The sequence below is a fragment of the Marinilabilia salmonicolor JCM 21150 genome (assembly GCF_000259075.1).
GTDB lineage: Bacteria > Bacteroidota > Bacteroidia > Bacteroidales > Marinilabiliaceae > Marinilabilia > Marinilabilia salmonicolor.
In genome coordinates this window covers 39,682-53,479 of sequence record NZ_AJKI01000030.1, presented here as the reverse complement: position 1 = coordinate 53,479, position 13,798 = coordinate 39,682, and the positions used below count along the sequence as shown (strand labels likewise).

The 13,798-nt window shown below is 42.9% G+C and carries 14 protein-coding genes; 9 read left to right on the top strand and 5 right to left on the bottom strand.

Annotated elements, in window-relative coordinates:
- Window positions 1-160 precede the first annotated feature (160 nt).
- The 4 genes from W7W_RS0113890 to W7W_RS0113875 are packed head-to-tail and all read left to right on the top strand — an operon-like array spanning window position 161 to window position 3,788.
- Window positions 161-778, top strand: a complete 618-nt coding sequence (locus W7W_RS0113890; RefSeq protein WP_010664323.1) for an SIS domain-containing protein — start codon at window positions 161-163, stop codon at window positions 776-778.
- Between the two features lie 16 nt (window positions 779-794).
- Complete coding sequence (locus tag W7W_RS0113885; RefSeq protein ID WP_029510617.1) at window positions 795-2,324, top strand: phosphohexomutase domain-containing protein; 1,530 nt, start codon at window positions 795-797, stop codon at window positions 2,322-2,324.
- The gene (locus W7W_RS0113880) at window positions 2,321-2,863 is read left to right on the top strand and encodes a hydrolase (RefSeq protein WP_010664321.1); all 543 of its coding nucleotides are present in this window, start codon (window positions 2,321-2,323) and stop codon (window positions 2,861-2,863) included. The genes W7W_RS0113885 and W7W_RS0113880 overlap by 4 nt, the downstream gene beginning before the upstream one ends.
- Window positions 2,864-2,873: 10 nt before the next feature.
- On the top strand, window positions 2,874-3,788 hold the full coding sequence (locus W7W_RS0113875; protein ID WP_010664320.1) for a PfkB family carbohydrate kinase: 915 nt from the start codon (window positions 2,874-2,876) through the stop codon (window positions 3,786-3,788).
- Between the two features lie 21 nt (window positions 3,789-3,809).
- Here the strand turns inward: W7W_RS0113875 and W7W_RS0113870 are convergent, their stop codons facing one another.
- Window positions 3,810-4,487 carry an HAD family hydrolase gene (locus W7W_RS0113870; RefSeq protein ID WP_010664319.1) on the bottom strand — a complete coding sequence of 226 codons (678 nt, stop codon included), beginning with the start codon at window positions 4,485-4,487 and terminating at the stop codon, window positions 3,810-3,812.
- 131 nt (window positions 4,488-4,618) lie between these two features.
- On the opposite strand from W7W_RS0113870, the gene W7W_RS0113865 reads away from it, so the two are divergent.
- From W7W_RS0113865 to W7W_RS0113855, 3 genes are read left to right on the top strand one after another with little or no spacing between them, the layout of a single operon-like run.
- The gene (locus W7W_RS0113865) at window positions 4,619-5,287 is read left to right on the top strand and encodes a B3/B4 domain-containing protein (protein ID WP_010664318.1); all 669 of its coding nucleotides are present in this window, start codon (window positions 4,619-4,621) and stop codon (window positions 5,285-5,287) included.
- Between the two features lie 3 nt (window positions 5,288-5,290).
- The gene (locus tag W7W_RS0113860; RefSeq protein ID WP_010664317.1) at window positions 5,291-6,070 is read left to right on the top strand and encodes an MBL fold metallo-hydrolase; all 780 of its coding nucleotides are present in this window, start codon (window positions 5,291-5,293) and stop codon (window positions 6,068-6,070) included.
- Between the two features lie 55 nt (window positions 6,071-6,125).
- Window positions 6,126-6,617: a MarR family winged helix-turn-helix transcriptional regulator gene (locus W7W_RS0113855; protein ID WP_010664316.1), complete on the top strand. Its 492-nt coding sequence runs from the start codon at window positions 6,126-6,128 to the stop codon at window positions 6,615-6,617.
- A 368-nt stretch (window positions 6,618-6,985) separates the two neighbouring features.
- Here W7W_RS0113855 and W7W_RS0113845 read toward each other — a convergent pair whose 3' ends face one another.
- The 3 genes from W7W_RS0113845 to kamA form a co-directional block, all read right to left on the bottom strand.
- Window positions 6,986-8,392 (bottom strand): sodium:solute symporter family protein, encoded by a 1,407-nt coding sequence (locus tag W7W_RS0113845; protein WP_010664315.1) that lies wholly within the window; start codon window positions 8,390-8,392, stop codon window positions 6,986-6,988.
- 99 nt (window positions 8,393-8,491) lie between these two features.
- The gene (ablB, locus tag W7W_RS0113840) at window positions 8,492-9,316 is read right to left on the bottom strand and encodes a putative beta-lysine N-acetyltransferase (protein ID WP_025007137.1); all 825 of its coding nucleotides are present in this window, start codon (window positions 9,314-9,316) and stop codon (window positions 8,492-8,494) included.
- Window positions 9,303-10,625 carry a lysine 2,3-aminomutase gene (gene kamA / locus W7W_RS0113835; protein ID WP_010664313.1) on the bottom strand — a complete coding sequence of 441 codons (1,323 nt, stop codon included), beginning with the start codon at window positions 10,623-10,625 and terminating at the stop codon, window positions 9,303-9,305. The genes ablB and kamA overlap by 14 nt, the downstream gene beginning before the upstream one ends.
- A 550-nt stretch (window positions 10,626-11,175) precedes the next feature.
- Between kamA and W7W_RS0113830 the strand changes: the two genes are divergently transcribed.
- Complete coding sequence (locus tag W7W_RS0113830) at window positions 11,176-11,631, top strand: YhcH/YjgK/YiaL family protein (RefSeq protein WP_010664312.1); 456 nt, start codon at window positions 11,176-11,178, stop codon at window positions 11,629-11,631.
- 223 nt (window positions 11,632-11,854) lie between these two features.
- Here W7W_RS0113830 and W7W_RS0113825 read toward each other — a convergent pair whose 3' ends face one another.
- Window positions 11,855-12,154 carry an RNA recognition motif domain-containing protein gene (locus tag W7W_RS0113825; protein WP_010664311.1) on the bottom strand — a complete coding sequence of 100 codons (300 nt, stop codon included), beginning with the start codon at window positions 12,152-12,154 and terminating at the stop codon, window positions 11,855-11,857.
- A 386-nt stretch (window positions 12,155-12,540) separates the two neighbouring features.
- Between W7W_RS0113825 and W7W_RS0113820 the strand changes: the two genes are divergently transcribed.
- On the top strand, window positions 12,541-13,722 hold the full coding sequence (locus tag W7W_RS0113820; protein ID WP_010664310.1) for an MFS transporter: 1,182 nt from the start codon (window positions 12,541-12,543) through the stop codon (window positions 13,720-13,722).
- Window positions 13,723-13,798 lie beyond the last annotated feature (76 nt).

The following is a 13,798-nucleotide window of genomic DNA, read 5'->3' as shown; positions in this document are numbered from 1 at the left end:
TACAAGCAACCACAGGCAAATTTGGTGCAGGAAATAGTGAACTATTTTTAAATCAAATTTGGCGAGGACGCTGGTATTTTGTCGATAGTTGGACATCGCAATAGATAATTTGTGAATAATGCAGGTTAAGGATAAAAGGAACCATTTTTAAAGAAATATAATGATAGAAAAAGAAATCCGGGCTTTATTGGAAGCTGAATCCCGCGCAGTAGCGGAAATCCCTGTGTCAAAAGATTTTGAAAAGGCTGTTGATCTGCTTTTTGAGTATGTTCACAACCGTAAAGGTAAACTCATTACCAGCGGAATGGGTAAGGCAGGTCAAATTGCCAATAATATGGCTACAACCTTCAGCAGTACCGGTACTCCTGCTGTTTTTTTGCATCCCAGTGAGGCTCAGCACGGTGATTTGGGAGTATTGCAGGAGAATGATGTTATGCTCCTGATATCCAATTCGGGAAAGACCCGTGAAATTATTGAGTTAATTGATCTTGCTAAAGGTCTCAGACCTGATATCCCTTTTATTGTTATCACAGGAAATGAAAACTCCCTGCTGGCGGAGGCGGCTTCAGCATGTCTGTTTACGGGAAATCCTCCCGAAGTTTGCGCTTTGGGTCATACACCGACTACTTCTACTACCACAATGACCGTTATCGGAGATGTTTTGGTGGTGTTGCTGATGAAAAAAATAGGGTTCAATAATTATGATTATGCATTGAGACACCATGGTGGTTATTTGGGGGATAAATCCCGTCAGGCTGCCAGCCTCGAAAATAAATAAAACTATGTATCTGACCATGCCACAAACTGATTGGAAAAAACTACACAACGGCTCTGATATTCTCGGGGTTGCTCTGGACAGAGTAAGGGGAGATGAGGTGAATTTTACACCCGAAATTGCAGAAAGGCTCGGAAGAGCTTTTGTTGTCTGGTTGCAAACATATTTCTCCGGGAAAAATAAACTACGTATTTCAGTAGGCCGAGATCCGCGCTTATCGGGTCCTGAACTTTTGGAATCACTTATTAAAGGACTCTGTGCGGAAGGTGCAGATGTGGTTAATTTCGGATTAGCCTCCACACCGGCAATGTTTATGTCCACTCAAATAGGGGAGAACCCCGTGGATGCTGCAGTGATGGTGACCGGGAGCCATTCGGCCGGACATAAAAACGGATTGAAGTTATTTACCTCTACAGGCGGTTTAGATAAGGCTGATATTTCCGAGATTCTTGATATTGCGAAGGGGAACCTTAAGACAGGAGGCAGGAGTGGAAATGTAGCGTATTATGATTTTATGGCGGTTTATGCTCAGCATCTGGCTGATGGTATCCGTAAGGGGGTCAATCATCCCGATCATTACGAGACTCCCCTGGAAGACCTGAAAATTGTGGTAGATGCCGGTAACGGATCCGGAGGGTTTTTTGCAACTGATGTGTTGGAACAATTGGGTGCAGATATTTCTGCTTCCCAGTTTCTGGAGGCCGATGGCCGTTTTCCTAACCATTTTCCCAATCCTGAAGACACCAATGCCATGAATTCGCTTATCAGCAAGGTGAAGGAGTCTGAAGCTGACCTGGGAATTATTTTTGATATGGATGTTGACCGGGCTGCTCTGGTTGATTATACCGGACGTCCCATCAACAAAAACTCCCTGATAGCTCTGGCTTCAGCCGTCGTCCTTCAGAAAAGCCCCGGAAGTACCATCGTTACAGATTCTATCACTTCCGATGGATTGTCCTGGTTTATTCAGGATAAATTGGGTGGAAAGCATCATCGCTATCAACGGGGATATAAGAATGTAATCAATGAAGCGGTGCGTCTGAACGGCATTGGTCAGGAATCTTGTCTGGCTATTGAAACCTCAGGCCATGCTGCTTTTAGGGAAAATTTCTTTCTGGACGATGGTGCTTATCTGGCCACGAGAATGATTATTACACTGGCAAAAATGAGGGCTGAAGGGAAACGACTGACAGACTTGATTGAAGGACTTCCGGAACCGGTGGACAGCTGTGAAATCCGATTGAGAATTAATTCTGCTGACTTTATTCAAACGGGATCGGATATCATTGCTGAAGTAGGCATTATGGCCGGAAATAAGGGCAACTGGGATTTGTTACCTGAGAATTATGAAGGAGTGCGTGTGAAATGTTCAGGGACAGGTCAGGATGGATGGTTCTTGTTGCGTTTATCGTTGCATGATCCCGTTCTCCCTTTGAATATTGAATCGAACGAACCCGGAGGTGTACAAAAAATAGCTCATGAATTATATGAGTTTTTTGGGCGTTTTGATAATCTTGATTTATCAGCATTTAAAAGATTTGAACTATGAGAATTATCAGAGAAAATACACTGGCCATGGTTGTGGATGTCCAGGAACGTTTGTTCCCGCACATGTATGAGCATGAGCAACTGGCGGTTAATATGAGAATTCTGGTTGAAGGACTGAAAGTTTTACAAGTCCCGGTAATCATAACCGAACAGTATAAAAAAGGGCTGGGGGAAACCATTCCCGCTCTTGCTGCACTGGTAGATGAATATCCGCATAGCGAGAAAACTGCCTTTAGTTGTTGCGATGACCCTGCGATTATGGAGAAAGTGGAGCTGTCGTCTAAGCGAACTGTGGTACTGGCGGGCATCGAAGCGCATATTTGTCTTTTGCAAACAGCGCTCGACTTGAAAGAACGTGGCTTTCACCCTGTTGTTGTAGAGGATTGTGTTGGTTCTCGGAATCCTGAAAATAAAAGGATTGCTATGGCTCGTCTGGTGCAGGAAGGAATTATTATCACCAGTTACGAATCTCTGTTGTTTGAGATGTGCCGGGTTTCCGGTACCGATGAATTTAAGGCTATCTCGAAACTGGTTAAGTAAGAGCTAAACTATGGGACGGATTTTCGGGTTGGGTGAAACAGTTCTCGATATTATCTTTAAAAATAACCAGCCGGTGGCATCGCGCCCCGGCGGTTCTGCGTTTAATGCCCTCGTGTCTCTTGCCCGGGCAGGGGAAGAGGTGGCTTTGATCAGTGAAATTGGACTTGAGGAAGTTGGCGAACAAATTGTTGATTTTCTTCAGGAGAACCGGGTCGGGACTTCCTGGCTTCATAGGTTTACCTCGGGTAAAACACCGGTTGCGCTGGCTTTTCTGGATGAAGAGAACAATGCTTCCTACCAGGTTTATAAAGATTTCCCTGAAGAGAGGTTCCAAATTTCGGGACCGGAATTCAGGCCGGGGGATATCCTGTTGTTTGGTTCTTTTTTTGCAGTGAATCCGGTACTTCGCAATCAGGTTGTTCCGTTGCTTCAAAAGGCTCGTGACCAGGGAGCTTACCTTATTTATGATCCCAACTTCAGGAAAAATCATCTTAACAACATAGCTGTTTATCGTCCACTGATTGAAGAAAATTTCTCGTTTGCTCATCTGGTAAGGGGCAGTGATGAAGATTTTGAGAATATTTATCCCGGAATGGATACAAATGAGGTGTTACAAAAAATTGGGGGATTTGATGCAATTGGACTTATTACGGCCAACAGTGATGGGGTATATGGGCTGATTGATGAACAATATTTTCACGTTGCTGCCAGGAGGATAAAGCCTGTTAGTACCATTGGAGCGGGGGATAACTTTAATGCCGGTTTGGCCTATGGGCTTAACAGGGAAAAACTCTCCGAAGGAGATCCTGAGAGATGGAAAACGATTGTGAAGAGTGCTGTCGAGTTTTCCACCAACGTATGTTTATCTTTTGATAATTATATCTCGAGGGAATTTGCTGCTACTTTAATGACAAGCAAAAAATAAGCATCCCAATTCGTAGAGACATTATAATAGTTTTTCTAAAAACTCATCAACCTCCTTAGCCTTATCGAAAACCTCACTCGCTCCGGCGTCAAACAATACTTTTTTATCCAATGGCCCGGTATTGATGGCAATGGTGTATATTTCTGCAGCGACAGATGATTCCACGCCCAGCGGTGCATTTTCGATTACGAGGGCTTCATTGGCCGCAAAACCTGCTTTTTTTAGTCCCATGAGATATGGTTCGGGATGAGGTTTTCCATGTATGACGTTGTATCCGGAGACAACCTCGTCAGGATGAACTCCAAAATCTTCGTGTAATCTTTCGAGGAGTATGGGTTGCTTGCTACCTGTGACAACGATAATTTTTTTTCCGGTGTCTCTGATTCTTTTCATCAATGCCTGCATGCCCGGGATTTTGTCCGCTTTAGGACGTAAATGCATGAGTCGGGTTTTCTCTTCGTATATTCCATTGATTTCTTCCGGGGTGGCTTCTCTGTTACATATCTGCTTTATGGCTTTTTTTATGGTAAAATCTCCTGTACTTCCTTCATTCAGGTAGGCTTCTTCTTTGGGAAAATTGATGTTGTATTTTTTGAATGCTTCAATCCATGTGGCGGCATGGTGTTTCATGCTGTCGTAAAGCACCCCGTCCATGTCAAATAGAATTGCATTTATTGTCTCAGGTATGTTGTTTGTCATCTGTTTTAGCTTTAAGAATGCAAAAATAGTAATAATACTTCCCTGTCCGAAATCCGGACCGTTTGTTTTGAGGCGGATTCATGAAAATTTGGTATTTTAGCAGAATTAGAGAAAAAATATAATTTGTACGAATGGAGTTTCCTTATATTAGTCTTCTTCCGGAGGTTGCCGAAGTTTTTCCGGATCTTAAACTGGGGTGTCTTGTATCTGAGGTGGTGATTGAAGAATCCGGTGTAGAGTTGCTTACGAGTATGCAGGAAGAAATAGAGAATCTTACTTCCCGACTGGATGCGGAGAAAATCCGGGAGATCTCACCGGTAAAATCGTTGAAACAAGCCTATAAAAAGCTGGGTAAGGATCCCAACAGATATCGTCCTGCAGCTGAATCTCTGCTTCGAAGGGTAAGTAAAGGCAAGGGGTTGTATCAGGTAAATAATGTAGTGGATTGTTTGAATCTGGTTTCTGTCAAAACAGGATTTTCCATTTGTGGCTACGATCTTAGCAAAATTAGTGGTGACGTAAATTTGGGCAAAGGAATGCCGGAAGAACCTTATGAAGGTATTGGGAGGGGTGTTTTGAATATAGAAAATCTTCCGGTTTTCAGAGATTCGAATGGAGCATTTGGAACACCTACAAGTGATTCTGCCAGGACTCTGATCGATGAGAAAACCAAACAGGTACTTATGATTGTTCCCTCTTTTGACGGGGATGGTGCCGGATTGGAGGAGACTATGTCTATGCTTTCGGAATTGTTGAGTAAGTATGTCAGTAATGCTTCTCCTGAAATAAAAGTGATATAAGAGATGATTGAAATATGTGCACTGGCATCGGGTAGTAACGGAAATTGTTATTACATAGGCAATGAAAATGAAGCGATACTTGTGGATGCGGGAATCAGCCGACGTCAGGTGTTGGAACGAATGAAAGAACGGGCCTTGAATCCTTTAAAGATCAAAGGAATATTAATTTCTCATGAACATGCCGATCATTTCCGGGGTGTGAGGGTGTTGAGTAAACAACTTGGTGTTCCGGTTTATATTACTGCGAAGTCGCTGGAGAAAAGCTGGGGGCCGAACCGTCCTGCTTTAATTGAAAAGTTTTCCCCGGGGGATCGACTTCAGATCGGAGGTTTTACAATTCATTCTTTCTTGAAACAGCATGATGCTGCTGAGCCTTGTAGTTTCAGAATAGAGCATGACGGAGTAAATGTGGGGGTGCTGACCGACATAGGGGCTCCTTGTGACAATGTTATTCAGCATTTTTCTTCCTGTCAGGCAGTGTTTCTCGAATCCAATTATGATGAGGAAATGTTGTGGAACGGGGTATATCCCTGGCATTTGAAAAACAGGGTAGCTTCAGAAGTTGGTCATTTATCCAATGCACAGGCAGTGGAACTTTTGAAAACGCATGGCGGAAATGATCTGGAGGTGGTCTTCCTGTCTCATTTGTCGGCCGAAAACAATACTCCGCAACTGGCACTGGAGGCTTTTAACAGCTTGTCCGACAGGTTTGATGTGAGACTGACCAATCGGTATGCTGCGGCGGAAGTCTTCAGATTGGAAAGGAAACCTGCTACAGTTTAAAATAAGAGTTTGGCTGACGGAATTCAGATATTTTAAAAAATAATTTTTGATTAAGATGGATTACAAAGATATTTTAATAAAAATCCGGCGTATAGTTCGTTCTATTAATTTGGAGTCCAAAAAGGTTCAGAAGGACTTCGGGGTCAGTATTCCACAGATTTTATGTCTTGAATTTTTGAAAGCTTCTCCCGGCTATCAGGCTACGCAGCGCTCTATACGTGACCACCTGAATCTGAACTCCAGTACTGTTACAGGAATAATCGGACGATTGGAGAAAAAAGGGTTTCTTGCCCGGCTGCCAAAATCCGGCGATAAGCGGGTTATGCATATTGCACTTACCTCCTCGGGCGATGCCTTGCTGGAGCGTACACCTGATTTATTGCAACAACGTTTGGATGAAAAATTGAAAGGACTCTCAGTCGATGAACTGGATCGGGTCGGCGGAGCATTGGATCTGCTTATTGAGATGTTGGAAATTGAAGCCAGTCACGTCGATGAAATGCCTTTGATTACCGGTGATTTTGAGTCGGATACAACTCCGGAGTAAGAATCGGCTGAACTGGCTTCCGGCTCTTAATTCCCGTCAAATTCTTTTTGGGTTAACGTAAAGAAATTCAAAAGTAATCCAGTATCAGGTTGACTCAACTACTAGCCTATTGGCATACTCTTTACCGGCCTAACTAGTGTTTGTCTATAAAGTCGGGAAAGTTTGTAAAAAGTCATGTGTCTGGTCAGAAAGTGCCAGTTGCAAAGTCTGCCCCGATTTTTTTTTCGGGGGCTTGCGAAGCCGCTAAAAACGGAGTCCCGAAGTAGCTTTTGTAAGGTTTTTTGAACAAAAAACCAACAAAAAGCACAATCGGGATGAGTATTTTGGCGGCAAGCATAACGACGCAAATGGTACTTTATGGACAAACACTAACTACTCTTCCCCAGCTTCTGTACAATAAATAATGTGATGATGGATGCGATCACACCCGGAACCACCGGGTCAAACCCGTAAGGAAGTTCAATTTTCAGAAAGTGGAATATGGCGAATACCGCTGCGCCTGAGGCCATTGACAATAATCCTGCCATGGGTTTGGGGTTTTTAAAGAAAATAAATCCGATTACCGGAGCCAGCAAACCACTTACCATGAAAGAGTAGGAGAGTAGCATCAAATCCAATACACTGGGCATAAATAAAGCCAGAACGAGTGCCAGGGCTCCGAGCACAAATGTCATAATTTGTGATACTTTCAGGGTATTCTCAGACTTCTTTATTTTGAAAATGTCTCTTACAAAATTTCCGGATGATGCCATCAGACAACTGTCTGCCGTGGACAGTATGGCGGAAAAATAGGCTGCCAAAATAATACCGAGAGCTCCGGTTGGCAGGATGTACTTGAGCATCATTGGCATGGCAGTTTCGCTGTCAATACCCACAGCTGCCTCAGCCGGAACCACTCCGTGGTCGATGGATACCTTGGCCATCAGGCCCAGAAAAACGCCGAGAAAGGCCATGACGGGATATTCAAACAACCCTGCAACAAACCAGGCCTTTTGTGCCTCCTTGCGTGAGGAGGCAGCATAAATCCGCTGATAGAGGGTCATGCCGATAAACCAGATGGGGATGATGGAAAATGCCCAGTTGACAATCACCGAACCTTTGATATTGGTCAGCGAGAGCATCTCCTTATCTACCGATTCCCGCAATACGTCTAATCCTCCCACATTGTAAATGGCAAAAGGAACCCCTACGAAAATGAGTCCGGAAAGCAGAATTGTCCATTGAATGGTGTCGGTATAAATGACGGCTTTGATTCCTCCCAGGGCTGTGTAAACCACAGCAATAATGCCCATTATCAGAGCAGCATTGTTTACACTAAGTCCGTCAATGGTTCCTGAGGTAAGCTTGGCTCCAGCAAGAATCTGACTGCTGGTAAATCCAAGATAACCCACTGCACTGATGATGCCTGCCCAGAAAGCAACTCTTTTGCCGTAATGGTGGCTTAACATTTCGGGAAATGTCTGGAATTTGCTGGTAAAGGCTATCTTGTAAACACGCGGAATTAGCACTGCTGCTGTAAGCCAGGCTCCTATAAGTCCGGTAAACAGGATCCATGAACCGGATAACCCCATAGCAAAACCCAAGCCGCCCAGTCCGATGGAGAAACCACCACCCACATCTGTTGCCACTACCGATAAACCCAGGTGCCAGCGGGTCATCTTCCGGCCACCTACGTAATAATCTTCAGAACTCTGGTTCTTTCTGTGAAACCAGAGACCTACCATAAGCATTGCGGCGATGTATATAAAGATGATGGTGAAATCTATCGGATGCATAGTGTCAATTGTTTTGCAGTGTGCAATGGAATCCTGATTTTAATCTCTCTGGAATTGTTGAAGTTCTTAGGTTGTTGCTCAACTCTCAACCCTCGCTTCTCAACCCTGCTTGTACCACACATTCATGCTTTCTATCTGCCCTGCAATGTGCGTATTGTTTACCAGAGTCCCTGTATAGCGGTATCCATTGTTTAGGAAGGTTTTATTCATGGAGGGAGATTTAAGTCGTGCAATGGTGTAGAATGATTTAAATCTGTTTTCTTTCAAGTGATTTTCCATGGTTCTTAAAAGATGGATGGCCATTTTTTTTCCTCGTTGCGAGGGAAGCACGGCAAAGTCGGTCATCTCTGCATTTTTAAGTGAGTCGTTGCACTCAGCAGAACTGATGCCAACCAGTTTTCCGTCCTGGAATACACCAAAATAACGAGTTTCTTCGCTCATCTCTTTTTTTAGGAATTCGGTGTCGAAGATGGGGAACGGATAACTTTCAAATACTTCGGCAAATACTTTAACCATTTCAGGTGTGTCTTCAGGAGTCAGCAATCTCAGAATATGAGAATTGTCCAACTCCGGAATTTCACTGTTTGCATCTGATAGTAACAATTGCTGAAAGATCTCCATCTCTTCACGGTTGGGATTTCTTCTTTCCGAATCGCGGTATTTAACCATGAAAAGTGCATCTTCCGCACCATTAAAAAAGCCGGGAACCAGCGCTTCAGTTTCATAACCGGCCATCCGGAAAGCGGCTCCGTATTTGGAGGGAACTTTGACAAAGAGCTTGGTATAACCGTTGCTCTTTGCCAAAGTGTCTATTTTGTCAATAATTCCGGGAAAGTCGGATGGCCACAGGTTCATGAGATAAATTCTGTTGCTCTCAGGTCCATGTTGTATGATCGATTGTCCGAGCTTCTCAGTCTTGTCCATTTTCATCCCTTCTTTGAAATCGTTCATTGTCTGACGGCACAAGTGATATGGCATCATCGTAATCAGACAGTAATTTTTCTATTCCGATGGCATTCTCTTCGTAGCCTTCCTGCAGATCCAGTTCCAGGTTACATTCCTCACAGTTCCGGTCGCAGGTAGTCTGCTGATAATTGTCGGGTTCTTTGTACGAGGTAATCACACCTTCGTAATTCCTGAGAATCACTCTGTTGGTTGACCAGGATATGATGTAGTTGGGCATTACAGGGATTTTACCCCCACCGCCGGGTGCGTCAATCACATAGGTTGGGACAGCAAATCCACTTGTATGGCCTATCAGACTTTCAATAATCTCAATCCCCTTGCCTACAGGTGTGCGGAAATGCGAGAGTCCTTCGGACAGGTCGCACTGATACAGATAGTACGGACGAACCCGGTTGGCAACGAGCTTGTGTACCAGATCTTTCATAATCCTGGGACAGTCATTCACATCGGCCAGCAATACCGACTGGTTACCCAAAGGAATGCCAGCGTCGGCCAGTTTTCTTAAGGCTTCTTTCGAAGATGAAGTGATTTCACGGGGATGGTTAAAGTGGGTATTAATCCATATCGGATGATGTTTCTTTAGCATATTTACCAAATCATCTGTGATGCGATAGGGAAGGACCACAGGTGTTCGGGTTCCGATGCGGATAACCTGGATATGGTCGATTTTTCTTAATTCTGTAAGAATCCAGTCCAGATAGTCATCTGAAAGCAGAAACGGATCACCTCCGGATAGCAATACGTCTCTGACCTGAGGTGTTTTACGGATGTAGTCCAGTCCGATTTCAACCTGTGATTTTCCGGGTACAAAATCTGTGTCGCCAACTTTTCTTTTTCTGGTACAGTGGCGGCAATACATGGCACATACATTGCTGACATGGAAAAGTACTCTGTCAGGGTAACGGTGAGTAATTCCTGGGACCGGGCTATCGGTATCTTCTGAAAGGGGGTCGCCCATTTCATATTGAGTGACGTGTAATTCTCTGTTGTCCAGAAATGACTGTTTGTAGATTGGGTCATGTCTGAAATTCTCTTTTTTGATCAGAGAGAGATAGTAAGGTGTGATGCTGAGAGGAAATTTCCCCTTTGTTTCTTCAAGTTGTTTCTTTTCCTCTTCCGGAAATTTAATTCCCGTTAGATCTTCAAACTTTTCAATTGTTTTAATTGAGTGTTTAAGATGCCATTTCCAGTCCCGCCAATTCGAAAGTTCGGAAGATGAATCAATTTGTGATGCAATTCTTTGTTGATTTGCAGTGAAGATTGCCATAATATTCAGTTTGGTGAATAATCAGTTTATTGGAATCAGGGTTAGTGAATCCGTGTTCGATGGGTTTTTTAGCCGGCAAAGCCGATTGTTTCTGCGCGACAAAATTAATCATTTTTTTTGAATTGGGAAAAAGGGAGGCAGCATGGTTGTTGTTTTTAAAGGCTTCTGTGTTGGTTAATTGGTTGAAAATATGGCTTGTAAGTGGGTGTTGGTTTTTGTGCTCACCATTGTTGTCGATGGGTGACAGGACAGTTGTTTTTTATTTTGTTGTGTGCGAACTAAATTTTCTAAGATTCATAAAAGATTGTTGACCCACTATTTCGGTTACAAGGGATAAATGTTGGTGTGCAACCATATTTTAGCCAAAGGGTAACCCGTTATCGGAAATTACGACATTTTTAGGGAAAGCGCTATTCAATATATGTGATTGTCGGATTATAATTTCAGGAATGCGTATGTTTCCTTGAACTATTCCCTGAAAATTGATAAAATTGTAACATATTGATAGGTGAAAAATCTTTGAATGTAGTTTCTTTGTAAGAAAAATATTATGGTAATAGATACTTTTGAAAATGCAGCGCGTTACTATATGCTGCATCCCGCCATGGAAATGGTGTTGGACTATTTGGAGAATCTTGGTCCTTCTGAGTTTGAAGCCGGAAGTGTTGAGCTGAGTGGTAGTGATGTTTTTGTTAATGCCATGGAGCAAACAACTGTTTCGGAGGATGAAGCAGTTTGGGAATCACATGAGAAGCATATAGACATTCATTATCTGATGGAAGGACATGAGATGATTAAGTATGCCGAGGAGTACAAGATGGAAGTGGAGGTTCCTTATGATGAGGGGAAAGACTGTACTTTATTTGTCGGGGATTCCGGAATGAAAGTCAATCATCCCAAGGGAGCTTTTGTGATATTTTTTCCTGAGGAGATTCACAAAGCAATGGTTACTGATGGTATTCCTTCCAAAGTGAAAAAGCTGGTAGGAAAAATCAAAGTGGATTAAACGGGTACGAATTATAAAAGGAAAAGGGGTGATTGCAGTAGTGCAGTCATCCCTTTTCAATATTATTTAGTGTTTGTCTATAAAGTCCAACTTCTGCGTTGTAGTTCAAAATCTAAATCCTCAAATACATTAGTATTCTGCGGTATAGATTTTTCACAAGCCTTGAATTAGAACGTTCTATCTCAAATACGTGAAAAACGCTTAGTTTATAGACAGGCACTATTTAGTATCTGCGTTGTCCCTGATTGCGGTTTCCACCAAATGAACGTTCACGACCTTCGCCTTTCGGACGGGCCTTTTTTACCACGATTGGGCTGTTGTCGAAGAGGCACTCGTTCAGGTCTTTGATGGCCTTCTGAGCAGCGTCATCTTCTTTCATTTCAACAAAACCAAAGCGTTTTGAGGATCCGGTTTCCCTGTCCATAATTACCTTGGCTGATACTACTTCGCCATATTCGGCGAACAAATCATTTAAGTCTTCGCTGGTTGTTGCGTCGCTTAACTTTGCTACAAAAAGATTCATTAAAAAAATGTTTGAGATGATTCACACTTAAGGGCACTGCCAATGCTCAGACCTTTTAGGGAAGAGCCTTGTAATTGTGCTGAAATAAGTGAAACCATAAAATGTAAATAAAAAGAAATAATATAATCCTGATAAGAAATTAAGGTTTTTCAGTCTTTGAGAAGAAGGCTCCAAAATCAAGAATAACGTGCCACATTGAGCTTGTCTAAACGTAGTTGTTGGTGATTTCTTGCAAAGACCAAATAGAAGTGTAGCAAGGCAATTCAGTTTATGCAAGCGTAAAAGAAGTGCAATACGTAAAAATCTATTGGGTACAAAGAAACAACCTTTTTCTGTTTTTTTGTTATTTTGGTATGTGAAAAATGTATAAATAATTAATCTTTGTTATGCTACTAAAGCCCGTTAGGACTGTTTTTTCTGCCGTTGTGATGATGTTGGCGCTGGGAAGTATCTACGCCTGGAGCATTTTCGTTCCCCGTTTGGTCGCTGAATATGGATTCTCGACCGGACAGACTCAACTTGTTTTTGGCGTGTTTATTGCCGTTTTCACGGTGGCAATGACTTTTGGGCGATCCTTGCTTGCTACCATGGGTGCAAAAAGGCTTGCATTCCTTTCTTCAGTGTTATATACCATCGGTTTCCTCTTGGTTCCGGTTTTTGGAATTCGTTTTCCAGTGCTGCTTTTTGGCATTTCCATTCTGGCAGGTATAGCCACCGGTTTTGGGTATCTGATATCTATTACCATTCCGGTGGAGTGGTATCCAAATAAAAAAGGGCTGGTTACAGGGGTGGTATCCGCCGGGTTTGGAGGAGGGGCTATTGTGGAATCAATGGTTGTTCAGGATCTGTTTGTTGCGGAAGTGGATTTGCCACAAATATTTTTATTGATAGGGCTGGGCAAAGGCTTAATTCTTTTGGTTGCTTCATTCTTTATTGAGCGCCCCACCCTTAGTAATGATTTGACTCCGTTGGAACCGATGAGTCGGTTATTAAGACAAGCCCCATTCCTGAAATTGTTTGTTGGAATCTTTACTGGGACTTTTGCAGGACTTTTGGTAGTTGGCAATCTTAAACCTATCGGTGAACAGTTCCCTATTGATGAAACGACCCTTGTTTTGGGCATCACGGTTTTTTCTATAGCCAATTTCACGGGGCGGTTGTTTTGGGGGTGGCTCAATGATTACGTAAACGGGAATGTGTTAATTCCATTGTCCTTGTTTTTAATGGGTGGCTTTACGCTTCTGATCGGAATTCTTCATCTCAGTCCGTTTCTCTATCTCGCCATTTCTTTTGGTGTTGGTTTTAGTTTTGGTGCCAACTTTGTCATTTATGCGAAAGAGACTGCCCAAATATATGGGTTAAACAATTTGGGAAAGATATATCCGTTCGTATTTCTGGGATATGGCGTCTCCGGTTTTGCCGGTCCTTTTACCGGTGGTGTTCTGAGGGATCTTTTCGGAAGCTATCAGAATCCTGCCCTTGTGGCTTTCGCTTTGTGTATTGTGGTTTTTTTTGTTATGATTTTATTTTTCCGAAAACAAACAGTGTCCGCATCTCAAAACAGATGATTGATAATTTCAGGCGTTAGGGCTACTCTCTAATTCTTCGGTAAAACGATAAATTGTCATTATTTTTGTTTTCTAT

Bases quoted from the DNA above. Each gene is read 5' to 3' on its own strand.
- W7W_RS0113890 (WP_010664323.1), top strand. From the start codon at position 161: ATGATAGAAAAAGAAATCCGGGCTTTATTGGAAGCTGAATCCCGCGCA.
- W7W_RS0113885 (WP_029510617.1), top strand. From the start codon at position 795: ATGCCACAAACTGATTGGAAAAAACTACACAACGGCTCTGATATTCTC.
- W7W_RS0113880 (WP_010664321.1), top strand. From the start codon at position 2,321: ATGAGAATTATCAGAGAAAATACACTGGCCATGGTTGTGGATGTCCAG.
- W7W_RS0113875 (WP_010664320.1), top strand. From the start codon at position 2,874: ATGGGACGGATTTTCGGGTTGGGTGAAACAGTTCTCGATATTATCTTT.
- W7W_RS0113870 (WP_010664319.1), bottom strand. From the start codon at position 4,487: ATGACAAACAACATACCTGAGACAATAAATGCAATTCTATTTGACATG.
- W7W_RS0113865 (WP_010664318.1), top strand. From the start codon at position 4,619: ATGGAGTTTCCTTATATTAGTCTTCTTCCGGAGGTTGCCGAAGTTTTT.
- W7W_RS0113860 (WP_010664317.1), top strand. From the start codon at position 5,291: ATGATTGAAATATGTGCACTGGCATCGGGTAGTAACGGAAATTGTTAT.
- W7W_RS0113855 (WP_010664316.1), top strand. From the start codon at position 6,126: ATGGATTACAAAGATATTTTAATAAAAATCCGGCGTATAGTTCGTTCT.
- W7W_RS0113845 (WP_010664315.1), bottom strand. From the start codon at position 8,392: ATGCATCCGATAGATTTCACCATCATCTTTATATACATCGCCGCAATG.
- ablB (WP_025007137.1), bottom strand. From the start codon at position 9,316: ATGGACAAGACTGAGAAGCTCGGACAATCGATCATACAACATGGACCT.
- kamA (WP_010664313.1), bottom strand. From the start codon at position 10,625: ATGGCAATCTTCACTGCAAATCAACAAAGAATTGCATCACAAATTGAT.
- W7W_RS0113830 (WP_010664312.1), top strand. From the start codon at position 11,176: ATGGTAATAGATACTTTTGAAAATGCAGCGCGTTACTATATGCTGCAT.
- W7W_RS0113825 (WP_010664311.1), bottom strand. From the start codon at position 12,154: ATGAATCTTTTTGTAGCAAAGTTAAGCGACGCAACAACCAGCGAAGAC.
- W7W_RS0113820 (WP_010664310.1), top strand. From the start codon at position 12,541: ATGCTACTAAAGCCCGTTAGGACTGTTTTTTCTGCCGTTGTGATGATG.